Below are 19,404 nucleotides of genomic sequence, written 5' to 3' on the forward strand. Positions count from 1 at the left end.
AAATCCGTCTACCGCCTTTTTTGTAGTAATTTATCAGAATTTATCCAAAAAGAAAGCCCGTAAAATCGGGCTTTTTTGTTTTTCTTTTAGGATAAAAAAGGATAACTTTAAAAATTATTTGGGGCGGATTTGGGGCGAGGTATTATGTGTGATTAATTCGTTCCATCTCATACATCTGCACAGAATGTAACACCAGATCACGATACTTCCAAGTTGATACCAGATACTCAATGACTTCCTGGTCCTCTATCTTGCATTCCATCAAGAGCAACAACTTGACCGTGTACTCATTTTTTAAAATTGGCACCGTGTAAGTCACATCTACCCAATGCTCAAAGCCTAAGTCAGTATGTTCTACGCTTGCAAGTTTAATGTTCAAAATGTTCATATTTTCTTCCTCCTTACTTATCTATTCGTAAAAGAAAATAAAAAGTTATGAAAAAATCATTACTTTTTAATTTTAGAAAGCACTTTCAGAGCAAACAAAAAAACCGCAAGCAAATGCCTGCGGTCTTAGTGTAATTAAATTCTGAAAGCCTTTCTATGCTTTATTTTTATTTAGTTGTAATCAAGCCATCAGGTTCGATTGTGAATGCAGCTTGTTCAGCCAATCGGCCATCTTCAAGCATGAGATAATATCCATTGTTGTATGGAACGAAAGTATTCGATACCATGGCGCCATTTTCTGAATTGAGGTAATACCATTTCTCGTAGTATTTCACCCAGCCAGTCTGCATAGCACCATCTGCATTGAAGTAGTACCATTTCCCATTGATCTTCTTCCAACCGCTATTGGCCATGTAGCCGTCTTTATCGAACCAATACCAGTTGCCATCTGTGTGATGCAGCCATTGGTCAGCATACATATAGCCATTATCGTTGAAATAGAACCAGTTACCGTTAATTGCTTCAAATTTTGAAGTAGGGTAAGAGCCATCTTTACGACTCCACCACCAGCCAGTATCATCATGTTTCCAGCCTGATTGGTCTTCTTGAGGCGGTACGATATATCCTACAATCGAATCTACTGATCGTTCGTAGTAGCGACAAGGTCCGCCAACATCAAGATAGTCCCAGTTGCCATCGATATTCTGCTCAATCGTCTTGATTGTAGAACCGTCTGAATCTTCATAGACAAGCCCAGTATGGCCATAGTTCACACCATCGCCAGCTACAAAGTTCTTAACAAAGAACCAACCAGCTTTTGGATATTGAGCGCCATATACCACTTGTAGTCCTGCTGCTTCTGCTGAACGTAGCAAGTCAATAGCGTTGCCCCAAAGACGTGCGCCAAAGAACTTATAAACCCCCATGCACGTCAAGTCTGCGCATTGATATCCATACATTCCATCATAATCGACACCAGCTCCAGCGTCTGCTTTATCGATGAAGAATTGGATCATTTCCTTAATTTTACTCATTTTTATTTTTCCTTTCATCCTTTCGGAGGAAGATTAGTAGGCCATGGATCATCAGTCAGGTAACAGATTGCACTGACCCTAATATCACCGATATCGGCGTTAGTAGGGACGGGGTCCTCAAATTGAAATCTAAGCTGATTTCCGTCCCCTTCTCCTCCAAGATACCAAGTTCCATATCTTCTTCCTTTATCATTATAGATTTCGCCGATCAAGCTAAATTTCGAGCGGAAACCTAGAGGAACTCCTTGTAGCCCTAAAATATAGCAATTTCGGTCTGGATCGCTCCGTTGTACAGCATAACCCGCACCATTTCGACGAATAACACCGAACCATCCCCAGCTTAGTCCACCAAATTGGTACATCACTATATTATTGACACGGCGTACTTTCAGATACGAGTTTCCTAATTTAGATGAGATTGTTAAGGTACGCCAACCGGTGTCACCGACCATAACCTCCCATCCACGAGGACCGTCATCTTTTCTCTTAATCCATTTAAGAGCTTCATTTGTGACAGCCATGTCGACATAGGTAGTTCCGACAGGAGCGTTAACCTTACCTTCCGGTGAACCATTTCCGCGAAGTTCATATTCACTTGCCGGTCCACTTGTAGTATTGGCTGGTAGGATAATGCTTCCGCCACCGTCCGATAGAATAAGCGTGTTCCCAGATAAAGATAGCTTTTGAGGAATGCCCACTCCGTCTGCTCCTTTAGGTCCAGGCTGACCGTCATTGCCTGCAGGTCCTCGTTCCCCTTGCGGTCCCGGAGGTCCCATAGGTCCAGTCTGCCCGTCTTGTCCTCGTTCACCTGGAATACCTTGAGGACCAATAGGTCCTTGTAAGCCGTCCTCTCCTTTTGGACCTATGTCACCTTTAGGTCCAGGGTCACCTTGTGGTCCACGTTCCCCGGTATCTCCTTTAGGTCCTGGAGGTCCTTGCAGACCTTGAGGACCAGTTTCACCTGTCGCACCTTGCGGTCCAGGTTCGCCACGGTCACCCTTTGGTCCAGGAGTCAGGGAAATGTTCTGCAACTCTTCCTTGGTAGCAAACTGACTTGTATCAGGTTCAGGCTTAGCTTCTAGCAGTGCTAACCGTCGAATGACTTCTGAGTCGTCATAGGTTGCACCTTCAACCTTGATATGCTTCAGCGCTTCCTCTAATTCTGACTTGGTCACAATATCAGTCACTGCCACAATGCGTTTAGTTTCCTTCTCGATGACAGGGGCACCGTCGAGCTTGTCGATTTCAGAAACACGTACACCAAACGAGAACCTGAAAAGGTCTGCAGATTGCAGGTCTTTTTCAGCATAGACAAAACCAGTCACAGTTTCGTCAGTCGTGATCATCGATGTATCAAATGGAATAGATGCGATATTATTTTCAATCGCTCCGACAACTTCCAAAAAGCGATTTGTTTTATTGAAGTGGAATAAGACGGTCACTTTCTCGGCATTGATACTGTTCAAGGATAGCTCTATAAATGCGTTGTTTTTATCATGCGAGTAGAATTCCTCGCTTACTTTGTCAGCACCATCTCGGACTTTGACACAAATGTCCGTATCTTTTTTAATGGCCTTTTTCAAATGCTAACCTCCTTTCTAATAAAAAAGAAAGAGAACCTTTTTAGGTTCTCTTGATCTATTTTTCAGTCCAGGCATCGTTCATTTGCTTGACCGCAGACTCAACGAAAGTATCCAGGTCTTTGTCAGTCATGCCAATATTATACTTGTTAAGTTCTGCCCGAATTTTAATTCGAGCTTGTTCTAACTTTTCTTCGCCTTTGTAGCCAGTTTCAGCAGATACTTGTTCTACTGCATTGACCGCATTCTTGGCCAAGATTTCAACGATTTTGACAGATTGCTCACCGCCTTTTTTAATTAAATATTCTTTGATTGACTTGACTGCAATGCCAGCTAAAATGACAAGAATACTAATTGCTGAATTGATGATGATTTCATTGATTTGTTGCATGTGTTATTCTCCTTTGTTTTTATCATCATCTTTCTCGAGCAAGCGCTGAAATGCTTTCAGGATTGGCTGAAAAAGAGTGATGTTTCCTTTTAGTTTGCGGTAATTTTCAATGAGTGATTGAAAAGTAAATGCGATATATCCGAGATAAATCGAGTACAAGAATGCGAAGCCTGTCTTTTCAGGCAAGAGCACGGACATCGGAATAAGGATCATCAGCAAGAGGACTCCTAAAATCTTGCGAAGGAGTCCATTAATGCCGATTTTACTCTTGTATTCAATATCAGGATTGGCAATAGCAGCAATTGTCCCTGTCAAGAAATCAATGATTTCCATTGAGACAATCAAAGCTAGAGCGTACAATACAAGTCCGTCCTCGGTCTTGACGACACTTCTTAAAAAATTGAAAAATTCGATTTGCATACAACCTCCTTTGCCTACACTTCTTTCAGATTAAATTTCAAGCCACGGAACTTACTAGCAACTCCAGGGGTGTTTTTAGCTGAAATTCGATAAAATCCGACATCGAGCGTAGCTCCGTCTGATAGCGACTGCCCGTTTGACGTCAGAATCACGTTGTTTCCAAAATAGTGAACAATTGACGGACGTTCAATATAAACCGAAACCTCAAACATTGTCTTTGTTTGAGTAGAGTTTAGTTGACCTTCTAAATCAAATCCATCAGTTCTTCCAATAAATTTGACTTCGTCCTGCTCATCTGTTAAGTAATCTGAATAGTTCAAATCTGCCACAACTTTGTTGTTTTGATATCCAACTTTGCTAGATTCCGAAATCACAACCGTCTGATGTATCAATTGACTGGCTAAGAATTCCGCTCCTTTTTGATGGCCTAGATTCCCAAAGTGACACATATCAGGACTTAACTCCTTAATCTTATATTCTGAATTATTCAAAATATTTCGTGTACCTGCATTGTAATCAATAAATGGCAATCCTAATTCTGCAGCTAAATCCTTCTTGATGTTGTCGGCTATAGCATTAATCTTCGAACCAAAACGCTTGTGATTCTCAAATTCAGCTTGAGTGCTCATTAGTACAGGTTTAATCCCTTTTGCCAGTAAACGATTGATAATATTGATATGATCGTCACGGAACGATTTAATCTTACTTGCATCATATACCAGGTCATTGATCCCCATCGTAATAAATGCATAATCAATTGTTTCAGGTATCGGAGATAGAACAGCGTCCAAATTTTGACGAAGCCAATTAATTGTTTTTCCTGAGAATCCTCGATTGTAAAATTTATGGTTGAATGAATAACCTTTTTGACCATTTACAATGTTATTTAAAATTTCAGTGTAGCTATTAGGTTTGTCAACCAAACTTTCAAGAACGTTTCCTGTATAGCCAGTTGTTCTTAGTGCGTCGGTTGTACTATCTCCCAACGTTACAATAACAGTCTTTTTAGTCTGCAGGTCGATTTTGAGCTGCTCTAATGTGATTATTGACTGAGCAGAAGCCAACTTATTGACGTTAACAAAATTTCTTTCGTGAGATATATGTCGAATTTCATCAAAATATATTTCCGCAATTTTGATTAGAGATGCTGTTTTTGGTTTTTCAGTTTGTTGGTATTCTGAATAAGAATACATGGTCGTAAGCTGAAATGTTTTAGTGTCTCTATCGAACAATAACAAGCGTCCGAAAGGTGAATCAAACGTCAGTTCAAACTCATCAATACCATCGATGAAGTAACCATCGCAAGCGATGATAAAATTATTTCCATCACGTTTACCTTTTATCGTTCGTGCCTTTGGATCAAATATAATTTGACCTTGGATCACGGTACCCCAATTGGCATCTACATAGTCACTTCTCTCGCCAATCTTTAGTCCTATTGTTTTGACAAAAGGAGAAGATTGTGGATGCAAAAGCATCTCTCTGAACAAAATGGCAAGAATGGTTTCTCTGTTTCCAATATTGCTAATAGTTCCGAGGGTTTTCACAGATAATTCTTGAGTTTCGTCGTTATATATCACATATTGGCTGATATTCTCTTTCGGAAGGGCTGCTGTTAAATTCTTAGTCACTCCAAATTTACGTTTCCCTACTTGTATCCAACTTCCTGAATTTAGTGAAATCGTAGAATTTCTCGCATCAATTGTCAATCGTCCGGCTAACATTAAACCAAAGCCCATACGCTCATCTAATTTAGCATCTGTTACAGAGCCGTTAACAATATTAGCAGAGCTAACTGCATTGTTCCCTACGACGGCCACTTTGCTACCAGCGATCTGCTCTCTGGCATCTTGTGCTAACATTGCCCAAGTAACTTGCGCAGCGCCATTTTTGTCAACTTTCTCATTGATAAGTTGGCTGGCTTTTTGATTAGCAGCATCTGCATTAGCATTTATGCTCATAAGATTTTGCGAAAGTGTGTCAAATCCACCTCTAGCCTTTACTACTTCCATATTAGCATTGCCGTCTTTGGTCGCTGTTTCGTATGTCACCTCAAGTGCTTTCGCAATCGATTCTCGAACATCAGCACCTCTCGTTTTTTTCCTGATACCATCAACAAGAATGTTGATATTGTCAGTTTTAGGCAAAGGCGAAGGATCATCGTATAGATTCAAACGTCCTGTTGCTTCTTCTGTTGTCATTAACTTCCTCCTAATTCATTTCTAATTTTAATGATTTCAGCTTCTAACGCTTTAATTCTTTCTGTATTTTCAGACTTGTGTTCATTTCTCAAGCGCTCTAGATCGCTTGTTAGTGCCAAAAGTTTCTCACGCTTGCTCTCAATGTCTTGATTAGCTTTAACACGTTCAATTGATTCAACCGCTTCTTGAGATTGTAGTTGATAGGCAGATAGCGATTGAGACTTAGAGCCAATAACCAAATCCACACTTTGAGGATTTAGGATATCAATCTTTTTCTCGATAATTTGCAAACGCTCGATTCCTGAAAGAGGAGCATTCAAAATTGGGTGGGTATTACCGATTTTAAACTTCGCATATCTAGAGTCAATCAGATATCTCTCGACTGCTGAGACCGTCCACTTCGCTAATGCGATTCTTTGGTTTTTTAAATACTGAAGTCCTCTATTTTTTAAGACTTGAGGGTTGTCGATTTCTGTCCAAATAACAGGCTTCCTGATAACACCAAACTTGGCTACAAGTTCAGCATCTTCAAGCCATATCTTGCCACCGTTGACCGATGAGATATCGATTTGTTTCCTGGTAACATCAGGACCTTGCTCTTCCTTGTTATCGCTACTTCGATTTTGACTGTTCTTCTCATCTGCTCCAATCGGCATGATTTGAGTCGCAATCCCGTCAAATGAAATTTCACGAGATGCAGACTTGATGTTTCTGCCTAGCTGGATAGGAGATTCTTGATTTGTCCCAACAGAAGATGTCCAATCCAAATAGAACCCAGATTTTTCTCGTCTTAAAGTCAAATATCCGCCTATATTAGATATAATTCGGTCTCTGATTGTATCCCAGGTTGATTCATACCCAAGATATCGCCAAGGCTTGTCTGTTAAACTCTTGACCGTGACAGTTCCAAGATGGATTTGCTTGTAATTTTCCACTTGCGCATTATGCTGATTCAAGATTTCTCTCAAGTATGCTTCAGCGCCAGTGTTTTTTAGTTTTTGATAGTGTTGTGTACTGTCGTGCAAAAATGATAGAAAATCTTCACAAACAACCTCTTGAACGAATCCTGTGCTCGTCATTTTATTTGAAACGCTCAGAACCCTACCCTCAAATTCGACTTCCTCGTCATATAAATTCACAACCTGGATAATCGATTGGAAAGGGGTGAGTTTTTGATACAAATCGTTTTGCATTGGGATGACAAAAGTGAACTCATTGATTGCATTCTGCGCTTGCTTGATAGAACCTGAAAGGATTTTATTCCCTTGTCGAGAATATGGGCTATGAACGACCTTCTTTTTGGTAAAATCGGTATCCGATAACATTTCTCGAAAAGAGTTCCAAAAATATACTTCAAAACCTCCTCTGCTACTCATGCCATCACCTCTGCATTGAATCTTAATGAAATCGTCCCATTTCCTTTGGCAGTAAAACGGTTAATTCCTGGTTTAATAGATAAAACAAAGTCATTATTCTCACCTTTTTGAAATTTATAAGTTTTACCTTTTTTATCAATCAATGTAATGTCACTGCTGCAGATAACTGTCGGACTAACAGAAGTATCACCGCCATTCACAAAATAAATTTCTTCTCGGACGTTGATATCCCATTTGGTCCAATTTGAGAAATCGTTCTCGAAGTCGAACGTATCCCAGACATCATCGAAGTAATTATCAGCGTGAAATGCAAATGGATAACAAATGAATACAATTGTAGCAATCAAATGCTTCTTCAGGGGTACATCTGTTACCCTAATACTCTTGACCTTTCCAAGCCAGTAATAACGTTTGTCATGTGTGTCAAATAGCTGACTTTCTGATTTAGTCGTCATACTTGATTTGATGAACCGTTCAGCAACTTTTCTGTCAGGGTAGTCCTTGTTTGGTAGCTTAAATTCATAAGTGATTTCTCGTCTATCAAAGAAGACCTCTCCAAGCACGTCGGAGAAGTCTAAAACACCTTGTAGATAAGGAATTTGCTCCACAATCTCCTTTTTATCAGGAGTAGGAGCGTCCCTACTTTGAAGATACCAACCGGCATCTTTGCTATTAAAATCACCGAATTGGATATATTCCTTAATTTGAGTAATCATAATCGATGCCGTCCTTTCAATGTCTGAATGTTACCTACTGCTTCATCGTAAGCATAAGCGGTACCGCCAATGAGCGCTCCTGTGTCCAAGACCATTGTCTGACCTTGTGCGACTTGCTCTCTCAATTCTGATAAGCTATCAATCACATCCGATAATAGGCTTGTTGAATGAGCGATATAGGCTTCCTGCCTGCTAGAGGTTTCATCAATAGGCGTCTTACCTCTCAATGCCTCAACCTTCAATTGGCTTGACATAGTAGCAGTCGCTCCTGTCAAAAGGTTCTTCGATTTCAAGCTAAAATCATTAACATGATCACGAATAGCGTCCAAACGTCCTGTGACATTATCCATTGACGAATTAAGGCCATCTGAAATGCCTAGACCAATCTGCCAGCCGATATCCGAATAATCGTCGTTGATTACATCCTGGATAGTTCCTGCCATACTAGAAACATTGCCCAAGACATTTCTCCAGCCAGTCTGAATACCTTGATTTAAACCAGCCATGAGTGCTGAACCGTTCTCGATAAGCAACTTTCTGTCGTAAGAAACAGGTCCTTTGTGGTCCTTGATCCATTGCGCCATATTTGACACGCTAGAAGTAATCTGAGCCCAACCTGAATCAATACCAGACTTCAAACCAGCCATGAGTGCTGAACCGTTTGAGTAAAGGTTGACTCCTTGCCCAATTTGAGAAAGAGTATTGTTTGCCGAATTTACAAAGCCTTGAGTAGCGCTGACAAGTTGCTGTCCAGAAACTCTCCAGCTTTCAACCATCTGACTCGCATTATTGCGAACGCTTTGCACGATTGAAGTCATGCCATTGTTCACTGTGATAAGAGCTTGAGCCATGCTCGCTTGCATACTTGTAGCCATCAATGCGCCGGCTGTTTTAACCGATGTCACGACCTCTACAATTCCAGAAAGACTTGCAAACGAAGCCATAGTCGATGAAGCAAACGTGCTCATCGAAGCTCCAGCGCTTGCTAATGTTTCTGGCAATGTTCCAAGACTTGTACTTAGTGATGATAGAGCAGTAGGTAGAGATTGCATAGCCACACTTGCTAGTTGAGCTGATGTAGCTATCAATAATAGACCTGTACCTGCTTGTTGCAACCCTGGACCAGCAGTGGCGATGCCTGAGTTGGCAATAGCAGCAAGACCAGTAGAAACAACTGTCAAAGTGCTTGCGAGGTCAATTAGATTAAGACCTACAAGGATTTGAATCCCCTCGGCCATTGATTTGACACCTAATCCTGCATTTCTAGCAGCCGTACCAATAGATGAGAATACATTAGCAATCCCATCTAATACTGTCCTAACTGCACCACCAACTGAGCTGATGACCGTTGAAATACCATTGAATACACTCTCGATGCCTGTACCGATACCTTGAGCAGCCGTAGAGATTGACTCTCCTACTGACTTGAAAATATCAGCTATTCCTTGTAGAGCAATATTGATAGCAATGCCAACTGAGATGATGATATTAGCAATACCATCCATAGCAGTCTGAATGCCATCTGCGAATACCTGAATAATACTGATAATCTGAGGCGCATTGCTTGAAATTGTGTTGATAATTAGGGCAAAACCATTGGCAATAGCGTCAACCAGTACGGCAATAGCTAGGGCAGCGATTGCAACTCCTGCTCCAATCATCAAGACTGTAGCACCAAAAGCCAAGAGCCCGACAGCCCCTGCTGTCAAAGCTGGTGCTAGTAAGGCAAAAATTCCAGCTAATGCAGCTACCCCTACAACTAGAGCTACCATCGCTATCTGAGCGCCTGTTCCAGCGTTTCCTAGTTGTATTGCAGCCTGAGCTAGAATGTAAAATCCTCCAGCGACTAAAGCGACTCCAGCACCTACCATGAGCATTGCTGCTCCCATTGATAACCATTGAGCAGGGCTTGCCATTGTTGCTGCCCTAGCAAATCCTTGAGCAATAGTAGAGATGGCTTTACCAATACCTTGAGCGGCAGTGGAAATCCCTTGTCCTAAACCTTTAAAAGCTGTAGACAGCCCTGTCCCCAGCCCTTTTGCAGCCGTAGCAATTCCTTGCCCTAGAGATTTTATGATAGTGCCTATACCATTGAAAATTTTTGTAATCAGGCTTTTAGACCTAGTAGCCCCTTTGACTACCTCATCAGCTCCCTCTGTAGCTTTTTGAGCAAAAAGTCCAAAAGGGTTGAAACTTTCTAAAAAGCTCAAAGTTTTAAATGTAGCTACCACAGTCCCTATGGCAATAATGATTGTTTTCCAGGTTTCGGGACTCATCGATTTAGAGATTTTTGTAATCCATGACACGATTGATGAAATAGCATTGACCACATGTCCTGCTGCCTCTCCTATTGACTCCCACGGGATAGCGTCGCCTAACTTAGTTGCAAGGTCAAGTGCTGCCTCTGACAAGTCCTTAAATGCCTGATAAGCGCTCTGAATCGCTCCTGTGTTCTCAAAGGCTTCAAGTGCGAATTGGAAGCCCATTGCTAGGTTCTGGATCGTGGTATTAGCCGTGTCAATGATGTTACTTACACCTTGAATGACATTTCCAAAACCGCTTGCTTCTCCAGTGAACGACTCAAACAATGACTGAGCCGTAACGATGACGTCTCTGAACGTGTCCTTGAATGAGTCAAAAACACCTTCGTCAACTCCGAGCGACGCAAACAAGGATTTGAAACCTTGCTCGATTTTAGGACCTGCTTCTGCCAAAGCCGTTTCAACGGCCTGTGGAAGTTGTCTCATGATATTCCCTACCATTGGCACGAAATTGCCTAAGAGGAACGTAGAGGTTGTAGAAACAAGTGTCTTTAAAGATGGAGTGATGTCTTGACCAAGTGAGAGGTCGGCTAAGAAATTGGACGCTGATGCCTTCATTGCAGAGAATGAACCACTAAAAGTAGTCTCAGCTTCTTTCGCTGCGACTCCTGCTACTCCTAATTCTTGCTGAACCAGGTCGATGGCTTCTACGATATCCGCAAAGTTGTTGATATCAAACTTCTTACCCATCGCCTTCTCAAGTTTGCTGGCATCTTTAAGAAGTCGTTGCATTTCTTGTTGAGTACCACCATACCCTAACTTGAGGTTGTCCAGCATTGTGTAATTCCCCTTGGCAAAGCCTTGGTAGGCCATCTGAATTGAACCAATGTCAGTACCCATTTTAGCCGAGTTGTCGGCCATAGCCATGATTGCCTTGTTCGCTGATTCAGCAGCCTTCACTGCGTCACCACCGAGCGCTTTTTTTAAACTCGCGCCGAATGATACAGCCTGCTCTGCGTATGTATTAGCTGAAATCCCTGCGGATGCTGCAGCGGTCGCATATCGTTTCATTGTATCTTCTGCGCCTGTATAAAGCGTATCAATACCACCGAATGATTGCTGAAGCTTTGCTCCTTCGTCCAGAGCCGTAGCGAAAACACTCTTCATGGCACCACCAAGTGACTGAATCCCTGAAATCAGGGCACCACTAACGATATTAGCACCTAAAACCGACTTAAAGACCGAGCCTAATCGCTCTCCACTTTCGGACAGCCCTCCAACCATGCCTTTCAAGCGTGCGACTCCTGATTGAGCCTTGTCGCCATCCATATCTACTTGAATGACGACCTTACCGTCTGCCATTTTGCTACCTCCTTTCTATTCCATGTCGTAACCATAATCATCTTCTTCATCGTCGTATTCTTCAGAATCAGGTAGTGCATACTCTTTCTTTAACTTCATCATTTCATCGATGTAAGCCTGTGAATCGCCTTTCCTTGGCTTGTACTTCCTGATTTTGATGACTTCAACGAATTTAGTGCCTTCTGGCAGCCCTGCCAATAGAGCATTAAACTTTTTCCAATGCAGATTCCCTCTTTCTTCAAGCAAATCAATGCCGTATGCTTGCATGAAACTCGCATAAATGAAATCACCATCCAGTGAGATATCATATACTGGCGGTTCGTTGCTTTTGACAGAAGGCTCTTGTTTCATCACATTTCCTGCAAGGTCGTACTCAACCGATACATCTTTAAGTGATTTTAACTGGATGTGTTCTTCAAAAATCTGTTGGAAGACATCCATGGCATCTTCGATTGACAATGAACCGAATCCATCTCCAGCAAGCATTTTTAAAGCAAAAAAAGGTTTGACGTTTTCTGGAATTTCTTCATCGCACCACATTTCAAAGAGTCTAATGATGTTATCGAAGGACATATTGAGAGGGTAGACCTTATCACCAATAACCAACTCATCTGTCAATTTTCGTGATAGATCTAGCATAATTAACCCTCTAAATATTTCTTGATAGCTTTTTCAGAATGACGATTCTCGAATTCAGTAACAATCCCACGGATTGCTTGGATCAGATAATAGATTGTATCTGTTGTTGTTTCGCCTGAGAATTTATAGACCTTGTCAAAGGCTTCTTCATCGAACAATTCTGTCCAGCTATCTTTAGATGCTTTGTAGGCCTCTTTGAAAGCTGACTCATCATCAGCTTTTTCTAGTTTTTTAGCACGTTTTTCAAGGTTTTGACCAATCGTTTTCATCCGTTTGATGTTTTCATCATTTGCTACATATTCAAGCTGAAACTCCCCGAAATCAACAGGGATGATATTACTCAATTTTTTAATTACGACCATTTTTCTCTCCTTTCAAAAAAAGAAGACAAGGCGGAATCCGCCTTGCCTCTATCCTGGTACTACTGCTGATTTTTTAGGTTTACGAGTCCAAACCACTTTGAATTTGATTGTTTCAAGTTCAGATGCTTCGCCGTCTCCAATTTCAATTTCAGAAAGTCGGGCCAAGCCCTCTTTTTGAGTTTTGCCATCAGACGAAACTTCCTTATACCAAACAACGAGGTCGTCACCAACCTCGTCTTCTTTTTCAGCGACAAAGTTTTGAGCTTTGTCTGAATAGTCACGGTGCCCTTCAAATGTACGGCCACGACGCTTAGAAATAACCATTTCTTCCTTGGTTCCATCCCCGTCGAAGTATGCAGAGTCATCTGTTTCTTCGTCGTTTTCTGGTGAGGATGTCTTCAAGCCTTTAGCAAGCCAAAGATACTCTTCTGCTGTCGGTGGAGTGTCTGGAGTCGCTTCTTTGTATGGGCCAATGTAATGTTTTCGTAGTGCGTTTTTGTTCTTTGCCATTTATTCTTTCCTTTCGATTTCAAGATTTGCTGTTAAATCCAGCAAATAAGTGTAAAAGCCTTGCTCGTCCAACTCGTTCAAATACGGTTTCTTGACTTCAAGGCCTAAATAGTTATATGAATTGTTTTGACTTGGTAATTCCAAGCCAATTTTTGATAAGGCAGTGTTAATCTGCCATAGAGTATTATCAATTAGTTTCTGGTCTTTTGACTTGATTGCAATCTCAAATGGTAGATCTACAATCTGAGTTCCTGCCATGTCCTCGTCTACCACATTTCCTCCAGGTAACGGATAGATTACCAGTCCCTCATGTTCGTCTAAATAGCCGTGCTTAGAGGGGATTTGAGATTGGACACCTTTGATATACTCTAATAATACTTCTGAAAAGTCATTTTCGTGCATCATTTAACTCCCATCGCTTTTGCTCCTACCTCTGCCCACTTCTTAGAGTGTAAAGCAGCGGCTTTTTTATCCCACCGTGGACCAGTTCCAGGCGTTGGCTTTTGACTCAGCAACTTATCTTTATTCGCAAAGAAGAACTTCCTTTGCTTTTCTGAAAAGAAACCCTTTCGCTTCTTGCCATAATATAGCAATCTTGCGTAAGGTGCGACATAAATTACTGCGTCTTGTCGAACATGTCCGCTAGCTCTCAGTATCCCTTTCCTTTTCGGAACGAATGGATCCATGTCCAATAGCATTTGGTTAGCGATGGCCAACTTGCCCTTGGCGAAGTTCTCCGGAGACATTTTCTTTTCAACACCTTTCAGGTCAATCTTAACACTAGAACCGCCCATCAAATCACCTCGATTTCATAAGCTAGAAGCCTACTCGTCAACGGATGATACTGCGGGATGATGTCTTTTACAACGTAGCTGACTCCATCCTCTTCGATAATGCCACCGACGTAACTCTTGTCGAGCTCCACAGGGCAGTATTTGTGATAGACAATCACGGTCGAGGAATTGTGCTCGCTACGATGATTACCTGTCCCAGAATGAGAAAAAGACCTATCAAACTTGCAAGGAGATAATAAAAGAGGGTCAGAATAAGTTTCTTTCCCCCAATCATCATCGCCGATTGACTTCTTGATAGTCACAGAATCAGGTAGCATTCTTTTATCTATCATAATCAACCCTCGCATAGCCAAATCCAGCCATTTTGAGCCAGTTTTCCGTGTCCTTGGATAAATTATACCGCTCAGCCACTGAAAGCGAGCCTGAGCCATTCTGTGAGCCTGTGCGATAGCTTACCGATGTCCGCCCGACTGACATGCTGGCAATAGATTGCTTGTCCTCTGCCGTCAGGACCCCAGAAGTGTCCAAATAAGCTATCTGATAAGCCATAGCGAGCTTGACCGCCCTTTTTCGTGCTTCGTTATCACTATCAAAGCTATTCAAGAAATAGAAATCTCTTGTATATGCGTCAATAGCGAGCTTGGCACGTTTCAAAAGTTTGTAAAAGTCACCCTCGCACTCAAAACCAAGCTCAGTGAACTCCTCTTTAGTTAAGTAAGACATCTAATCACCTCCTTAAAAGGTGGATGTCTCCACCTCAACTAACTCCTCGTCAAGATCCTCAACGAGTTCTAAACAATCAACTAGTGCATTGATTTCCTGCGCTTCGGTTTTATCCAGGTCATACACCTGACCTTTATCAAAATGACGGTCAGACTTGGATAGATAAACGTTAAGCTTTGCCTGATACTTAGCCATTCAACACCTCCAAAAGCTCGTCTTTTGTTTTGTTTGAATAACCTTCAAGCCCTCGCTCTTTAGCAAGAGCTTTCAGTTCAACCAAAGTAAGGTCTGCGAGTTGATGAGTGGCAAGTAGCTCCTTGAGCTCTCCCTCGTCAATCACTTCTTCAAAGCCGTCAGCAACCAATTGTGCTTCAAGCAAGCTGCCTTCTTGAACTGTGTAAACCTGGTTCAATTTTTCATACTTCTTCATGGATTACCCCCCCTTTTTTAGGCTTTGTGAGAAACGTAGACACCGTCTTTCTTAGTATCTAGGACAAAGAGGTCATGATACAAACGGTTTTGATACAAGTATCCGTCGCCTTCTGTATGTTGACCAGGTGCGAAAAGATAGATAGAGTTGAACTTAGCCTTGGCAATTACTGCAGGCTTAGCCACGATCAAGAAGTTGATATCTTTACCATCTGCAGCCTTAACAAATCCAGTAGTGAAATCAAATTTAGTCTTGAAGCGTGCATCGTCCCAAACTTCGATAAGCTGAACTCCATCAAGTGAAGTGACACGAGTGTCGATGCCTTGAGGTGATGTAGTAGCGATTGAGCGTGTGAACTCTTTAGAGCGTTCCAAGAAGTCCATAACTTCGCTAGAAACATAAACCACGATATTCTGAGCGCCATATTTACGAACTGGCAAAAGGGCAGCTTTCAAGCGTGAGTAGATATTCACTTCTGACAAGTCAGTTTCAGACTTGAAGTGTGTACCTGTGATAGCTTCTGTTGCAAGTTTAGAGAAACGGTAAGCGTCCACTTCTGGAGTAGCGTGTTCGGTGATGAATGTATTAGATACGTTAGCAGCTGAAAGCTCTTGGTTTGTTTCGTCTACGTCTGCAGCGTCTACAAAGAACTCAACGTCACGGTCAAAACCGAGCGTGTAAACTTTCTTGTCGTTTGAAACTGTACCAGCGTTGTAGCCTTTAGATCGTGTGTGTGCTTTATAACCAGTAACTGAAATTGTAGGCAATTCAAACGATTTAGCACCTAACCAGTTTACTTGTGGTGTTTCCAAAATGTTAGTAAGTGCACCTTGCATCAATTTCTTTTCAAAAGTGCCTTCATGTTTAGTGATATAGTTAATTGTCATTATAGATCTCCTATTAGTTATTTAATCCTAGAGCTTTTAGAAAAGCGTCTTCTTGGTTCGTTCCAGCCGTCGGATTTCCTCCAGCTGAAAATGTCGGCTTCTTCTCCTCAGATTGCTCTGTGCGACCAAACTGAGGATACTTCTGTAACACTTGACCGATAGCATCTTCAATAGACACATCATCGGATACCAAGCGAGCAGATAGAGTGATGACATCATCAACAGAATCAGCATTTACTCCCAAAGTCAGAGCTGACAGTTTAGCTTCAAGAAGTCGTTGACTTGATAAAGCAGCTTCTAGCTCTTTCTCTTTAGCAGCAAGCGCTTCTGACTGTTTCTCAGCCTCGCTCTTTTGTGAGTCTTTCCACTCTTTGAGTTGCTGGAGTCCTTCTTTAGCGCTCTTGATGTCTTCAAATCCTAGGCTTTTGAAGATTTTTTCTTGTGCTTTCCTAGACTCCTTAGCGACAAGACCAGTCACTTCGTCCTGAGTGAATGTCTTGATAGGTTGCTCTTGAGTTTGTGACTCAGTAGGTTCTCCAGCGTTAACTGGCTGGTCAGTTTGTGCTTGAATGTCTTCTGGCATTCTTCTGTCCTCCTAAAATTAGGTAATATCTTCCGTTCTTTACCGACTGCGGATAAAGTCAAGGTTTATTTATTTATTTGATTTAGAGAAATTTCTTTCCCTCTCCTCATCCCTTTTCAGGAATGGGTGCTTATCGATGTAGTCTTTCAAGGCTGATTTCTGAGTTCTTACTTTCGCCTTGTACTTGTCTATTAGGTCATCATCGCCCAATTTCTCAGCGACGTGGAGTTTTTCCTTGTTCGCTCTGATAGACCGTTCTAGAGCTCTCTGCTTAGCTTCTGCGTTGGCATTCTCTATCGCTTGCTCTGGACTAACTGACTCAACGTCCTCGCCCAAATCTGGCTTGTAATTGGCTCCTGGAATGAATGGTGTCAGCATGTGACCGCAGTTAATACCAAGGCACCCTTCAGGTCTGCCGTAGCCATAATCTGACAAAGCTAAAATCTTCTCGCCATGTTCGACCCTAGCCCGGCCAGTTGTAACTATTTCATGTTGCAAAGGTGCGCATGACTTACGAGCTGATGCCTTCTTTGAGAAATAAAAGGTATCAATGCCCAATTCTTCAGCTGGTCTTGTTCGCATCTCTCGAAAAGTTCGATAGGTTGTCGTCTTGATGACCGTCCGTGCGTAATTGTCTATCTTCCAGTTACGCCCAGCGCTATCTTGGAAGCCTTGGAACCCTTTTTCTTGCCACTTCATGACCGTGTCAGAGATAGCTTTATCAGCCGTAGACAGGCCAGTAACAACTCTAGCGACAGATTGCTCAACAATACCTTGATAAGCGCCTATGACAGCCTTAGGAAGCGTTGTGTTTGTTAGATTGTGTAGCTCGTCAATCGCTTGGTTGGCATAATCAGCAAGAATTTCTTGAATGTAATTATTACTTCCTAATGATCCACGGCCTAAATCTTCCATGAGTTGTTGCTTCGTGTCTGTGTAGAGTTTTAAGCCTTCATTCTCGACAATGTGTCGCAGTTGTTCTTCAGCTACACCTGAACGCTCAGAGATTAGCTTTAGGTTTTCCTCGTTCAGCATGTGCATCTGTTGCATCTTCTCGAGTTGCCAGATATACGGTTGCTTATCAAGATAGACCGTGCCACGTTCAGTCACACGTTCGACCACGTTGTCAAACAAATCCAAGGCTAACTGATGATAGATGTCTGCGACATTGCTCGCTTGAAGTAGCAGTTGCTCGTCATTGAACTGTATCGGTGGTCTCTTCTTTGACATTTAATCACTCCCCGTAAATATCAATGTCTTGTTGACTTCGCTGACTGTTCGCCGTGTCCATAGTCTCCTGATTTATTGCTTGAATCATATTCTTAGCATCGGCTTCTGACATATTGAATGCCTTCTGGATAGCGTGAGCCTTGCTTACAATGCCACTGGCCAAAGCCTTGGTCCAATAGTCAAGCTCATTGTTCTTGTCAGTAAAGACTCCATCGTCCAGATTGATTGCAATCTTCTCCATTTGAGGGATTGTACCGCTATACAATCCGTAAAGACTGCCAAGCTCACAAATTGAGATAATCAATTCTTTCAAAGATTGCTCAACCAAGCTGACAATACTATTTCTCATTTGGTAAGTATCAGAGTTTTCAGAAACAACCTCTGTCGCAGTCTTCAAGCTCTGACCGTCAAATGTAAACATCCCAGCGGATACACCTAGAAGCATCTCAAATAGACTCAAGCCTTCGTTAATGGTCTTGATGTAATCATCTGCTCTGATTGCAGTTGTTAGGTCTGTGATGCTTCCTCCGTCCATGTCATTAGTGGATAAGCGTAAGTAGACGTTCTGCTCTGTATCAAAGCGCTTGACAAGCTGGACGTCTCCGTCATGATTGACCATTCGAGTCTCTGTAAGGTTTTCAGGAACTGCCACTCTGCGTTGGCCCATCTTAACTTCCCACTTGAACTCGTCATAAGTGGTATTAATGAAATCAATCGTGCTCTTGGCATTGTCGAAGATAGACAAGCCTAGAGGTGAATTGATGTCTTTGTTGTTCATCCCTGGAGGTTTGAGATAAGAAAAAAGCGGTCTTGTTAGACCGTTTAGTTCAACTTGTTCTTCTAGATCCTCGTAGATTTCAGCAAGGGGCACTCGGTCGCCAATCACGTTCTGATTATCAGACCTGTATAGCTCATTAGTAATGACATACTTCCCGTCATTCGCCCACTCGTGAAACTCAATCAAGGTATAGTAGATGTTCTTCTGACCTGAAGCCTTTATCGTCTTAGTCACGATAGCAGCGCTTGAAATGTCCTGTGTGCTGCTTTGTAGCGGTAAAAAGACTGGCGCTTGAATGAATGACACTCTCACTCGCCCATTATCCACATAAGGCCTCATGGCAAGTCCTCCAAGGGCTAAACAACTCTCAAGATATCGCTCAAAATTCTTGTTAAAGCGATCATTCTTCAACGTCTCTTGAATGAATTCATTTGCTTGTTCGTCGTCCAATTTAATTGAGGCTTGCTCATTAAAGACCAGACTAGCAATCTTCTTGGAAGCGGTCCGAGCGATTGGCAAAACAGTCATTTCTCTCTGCTTCGTCATGCCGTCTGTATTCGTGTAAGTGACCTTCCCAGCGTTACTCTGATAGTATCTTAGGTTCTCGTTAATCCGTCGATACTCTGCACTTGTTACTGCGATTTTAGGATGGTCTGTGATACTTGCCAGACTTTCTGTCGTCATTCTGTATTGACTCCTTTTTATTAGATTTTTAATGGTTTGTATAATTCCCATTCTAT

General features: G+C 42.0%; 22 protein-coding genes. All 22 read right to left on the minus strand.

The features are described 5' to 3' along the window. Positions 1-142 precede the first annotated feature (142 nt). Entirely contained in the window at positions 143-388 is a 246-nt protein-coding gene (locus tag AB2B47_RS08170; protein ID WP_320694057.1) for a DUF7720 family protein, read from the minus strand. 166 nt (positions 389-554) lie between these two features. Then, positions 555-1,421, minus strand: a complete 867-nt coding sequence (locus AB2B47_RS08175; RefSeq protein WP_320694058.1) for a CHAP domain-containing protein — start codon at positions 1,419-1,421, stop codon at positions 555-557. Between the two features lie 14 nt (positions 1,422-1,435). Beyond that, entirely contained in the window at positions 1,436-3,004 is a 1,569-nt protein-coding gene (locus AB2B47_RS08180; RefSeq protein WP_320694059.1) for a collagen-like domain-containing protein, read from the minus strand. Between the two features lie 55 nt (positions 3,005-3,059). Continuing rightward, positions 3,060-3,392: a phage holin gene (locus AB2B47_RS08185; RefSeq protein ID WP_320694060.1), complete on the minus strand. Its 333-nt coding sequence runs from the start codon at positions 3,390-3,392 to the stop codon at positions 3,060-3,062. A gap of 3 nt (positions 3,393-3,395) precedes the next feature. Further along, positions 3,396-3,812 (minus strand): phage holin family protein, encoded by a 417-nt coding sequence (locus AB2B47_RS08190; RefSeq protein WP_320694061.1) that lies wholly within the window; start codon positions 3,810-3,812, stop codon positions 3,396-3,398. A 14-nt stretch (positions 3,813-3,826) separates the two neighbouring features. Beyond that, positions 3,827-6,013 carry an SGNH/GDSL hydrolase family protein gene (locus AB2B47_RS08195; RefSeq protein WP_320694062.1) on the minus strand — a complete coding sequence of 729 codons (2,187 nt, stop codon included), beginning with the start codon at positions 6,011-6,013 and terminating at the stop codon, positions 3,827-3,829. Further along, the gene (locus AB2B47_RS08200; RefSeq protein WP_320694063.1) at positions 6,013-7,338 is read right to left on the minus strand and encodes a phage tail protein; all 1,326 of its coding nucleotides are present in this window, start codon (positions 7,336-7,338) and stop codon (positions 6,013-6,015) included. The genes AB2B47_RS08195 and AB2B47_RS08200 overlap by 1 nt, the downstream gene beginning before the upstream one ends. Before the next feature lie 47 nt (positions 7,339-7,385). After that, positions 7,386-8,105 (minus strand): hypothetical protein, encoded by a 720-nt coding sequence (locus AB2B47_RS08205; RefSeq protein WP_320694064.1) that lies wholly within the window; start codon positions 8,103-8,105, stop codon positions 7,386-7,388. Further along, positions 8,102-11,728: a phage tail protein gene (locus AB2B47_RS08210; RefSeq protein WP_320694065.1), complete on the minus strand. Its 3,627-nt coding sequence runs from the start codon at positions 11,726-11,728 to the stop codon at positions 8,102-8,104. The genes AB2B47_RS08205 and AB2B47_RS08210 overlap by 4 nt, the downstream gene beginning before the upstream one ends. Before the next feature lie 15 nt (positions 11,729-11,743). Continuing rightward, positions 11,744-12,367: a Gp15 family bacteriophage protein gene (locus AB2B47_RS08215; protein WP_320694066.1), complete on the minus strand. Its 624-nt coding sequence runs from the start codon at positions 12,365-12,367 to the stop codon at positions 11,744-11,746. Between the two features lie 2 nt (positions 12,368-12,369). Next, entirely contained in the window at positions 12,370-12,729 is a 360-nt protein-coding gene (locus AB2B47_RS08220) for a hypothetical protein (RefSeq protein ID WP_320694067.1), read from the minus strand. 48 nt (positions 12,730-12,777) lie between these two features. After that, entirely contained in the window at positions 12,778-13,239 is a 462-nt protein-coding gene (locus AB2B47_RS08225; RefSeq protein ID WP_320694068.1) for a phage tail tube protein, read from the minus strand. Further along, the gene (locus AB2B47_RS08230) at positions 13,240-13,641 is read right to left on the minus strand and encodes a minor capsid protein (protein ID WP_320694097.1); all 402 of its coding nucleotides are present in this window, start codon (positions 13,639-13,641) and stop codon (positions 13,240-13,242) included. Continuing rightward, on the minus strand, positions 13,641-14,033 hold the full coding sequence (locus AB2B47_RS08235) for a minor capsid protein (protein ID WP_320694069.1): 393 nt from the start codon (positions 14,031-14,033) through the stop codon (positions 13,641-13,643). Before AB2B47_RS08235 ends, AB2B47_RS08230 begins: the two co-directional genes overlap by 1 nt. Continuing rightward, positions 14,033-14,365, minus strand: coding sequence for a putative minor capsid protein (locus AB2B47_RS08240; protein ID WP_320694070.1), 333 nt, complete (start codon positions 14,363-14,365; stop codon positions 14,033-14,035). Before AB2B47_RS08240 ends, AB2B47_RS08235 begins: the two co-directional genes overlap by 1 nt. After that, entirely contained in the window at positions 14,355-14,756 is a 402-nt protein-coding gene (locus tag AB2B47_RS08245) for a hypothetical protein (RefSeq protein WP_320694071.1), read from the minus strand. Before AB2B47_RS08245 ends, AB2B47_RS08240 begins: the two co-directional genes overlap by 11 nt. 12 nt (positions 14,757-14,768) lie before the next feature. Continuing rightward, positions 14,769-14,951 (minus strand): hypothetical protein, encoded by a 183-nt coding sequence (locus AB2B47_RS08250; RefSeq protein ID WP_320694072.1) that lies wholly within the window; start codon positions 14,949-14,951, stop codon positions 14,769-14,771. Next, positions 14,944-15,186: a Rho termination factor N-terminal domain-containing protein gene (locus tag AB2B47_RS08255; RefSeq protein ID WP_320694073.1), complete on the minus strand. Its 243-nt coding sequence runs from the start codon at positions 15,184-15,186 to the stop codon at positions 14,944-14,946. The genes AB2B47_RS08250 and AB2B47_RS08255 overlap by 8 nt, the downstream gene beginning before the upstream one ends. 17 nt (positions 15,187-15,203) lie before the next feature. Next, complete coding sequence (locus AB2B47_RS08260; RefSeq protein ID WP_320694074.1) at positions 15,204-16,073, minus strand: hypothetical protein; 870 nt, start codon at positions 16,071-16,073, stop codon at positions 15,204-15,206. A gap of 13 nt (positions 16,074-16,086) precedes the next feature. Next, positions 16,087-16,656, minus strand: a complete 570-nt coding sequence (locus tag AB2B47_RS08265; protein WP_320694075.1) for a hypothetical protein — start codon at positions 16,654-16,656, stop codon at positions 16,087-16,089. A gap of 69 nt (positions 16,657-16,725) precedes the next feature. Further along, entirely contained in the window at positions 16,726-17,886 is a 1,161-nt protein-coding gene (locus AB2B47_RS08270) for a phage minor capsid protein (RefSeq protein WP_320694076.1), read from the minus strand. 4 nt (positions 17,887-17,890) lie between these two features. Next, a complete protein-coding gene (locus AB2B47_RS08275; RefSeq protein ID WP_320694077.1) occupies positions 17,891-19,399 on the minus strand; it encodes a phage portal protein in 1,509 nt (502 codons plus the stop codon). Positions 19,400-19,404 lie beyond the last annotated feature (5 nt).

It is taken from the genome of Streptococcus wuxiensis, from assembly GCF_040888245.1.
In the GTDB taxonomy this organism is placed as follows: domain Bacteria; phylum Bacillota; class Bacilli; order Lactobacillales; family Streptococcaceae; genus Streptococcus; species Streptococcus wuxiensis.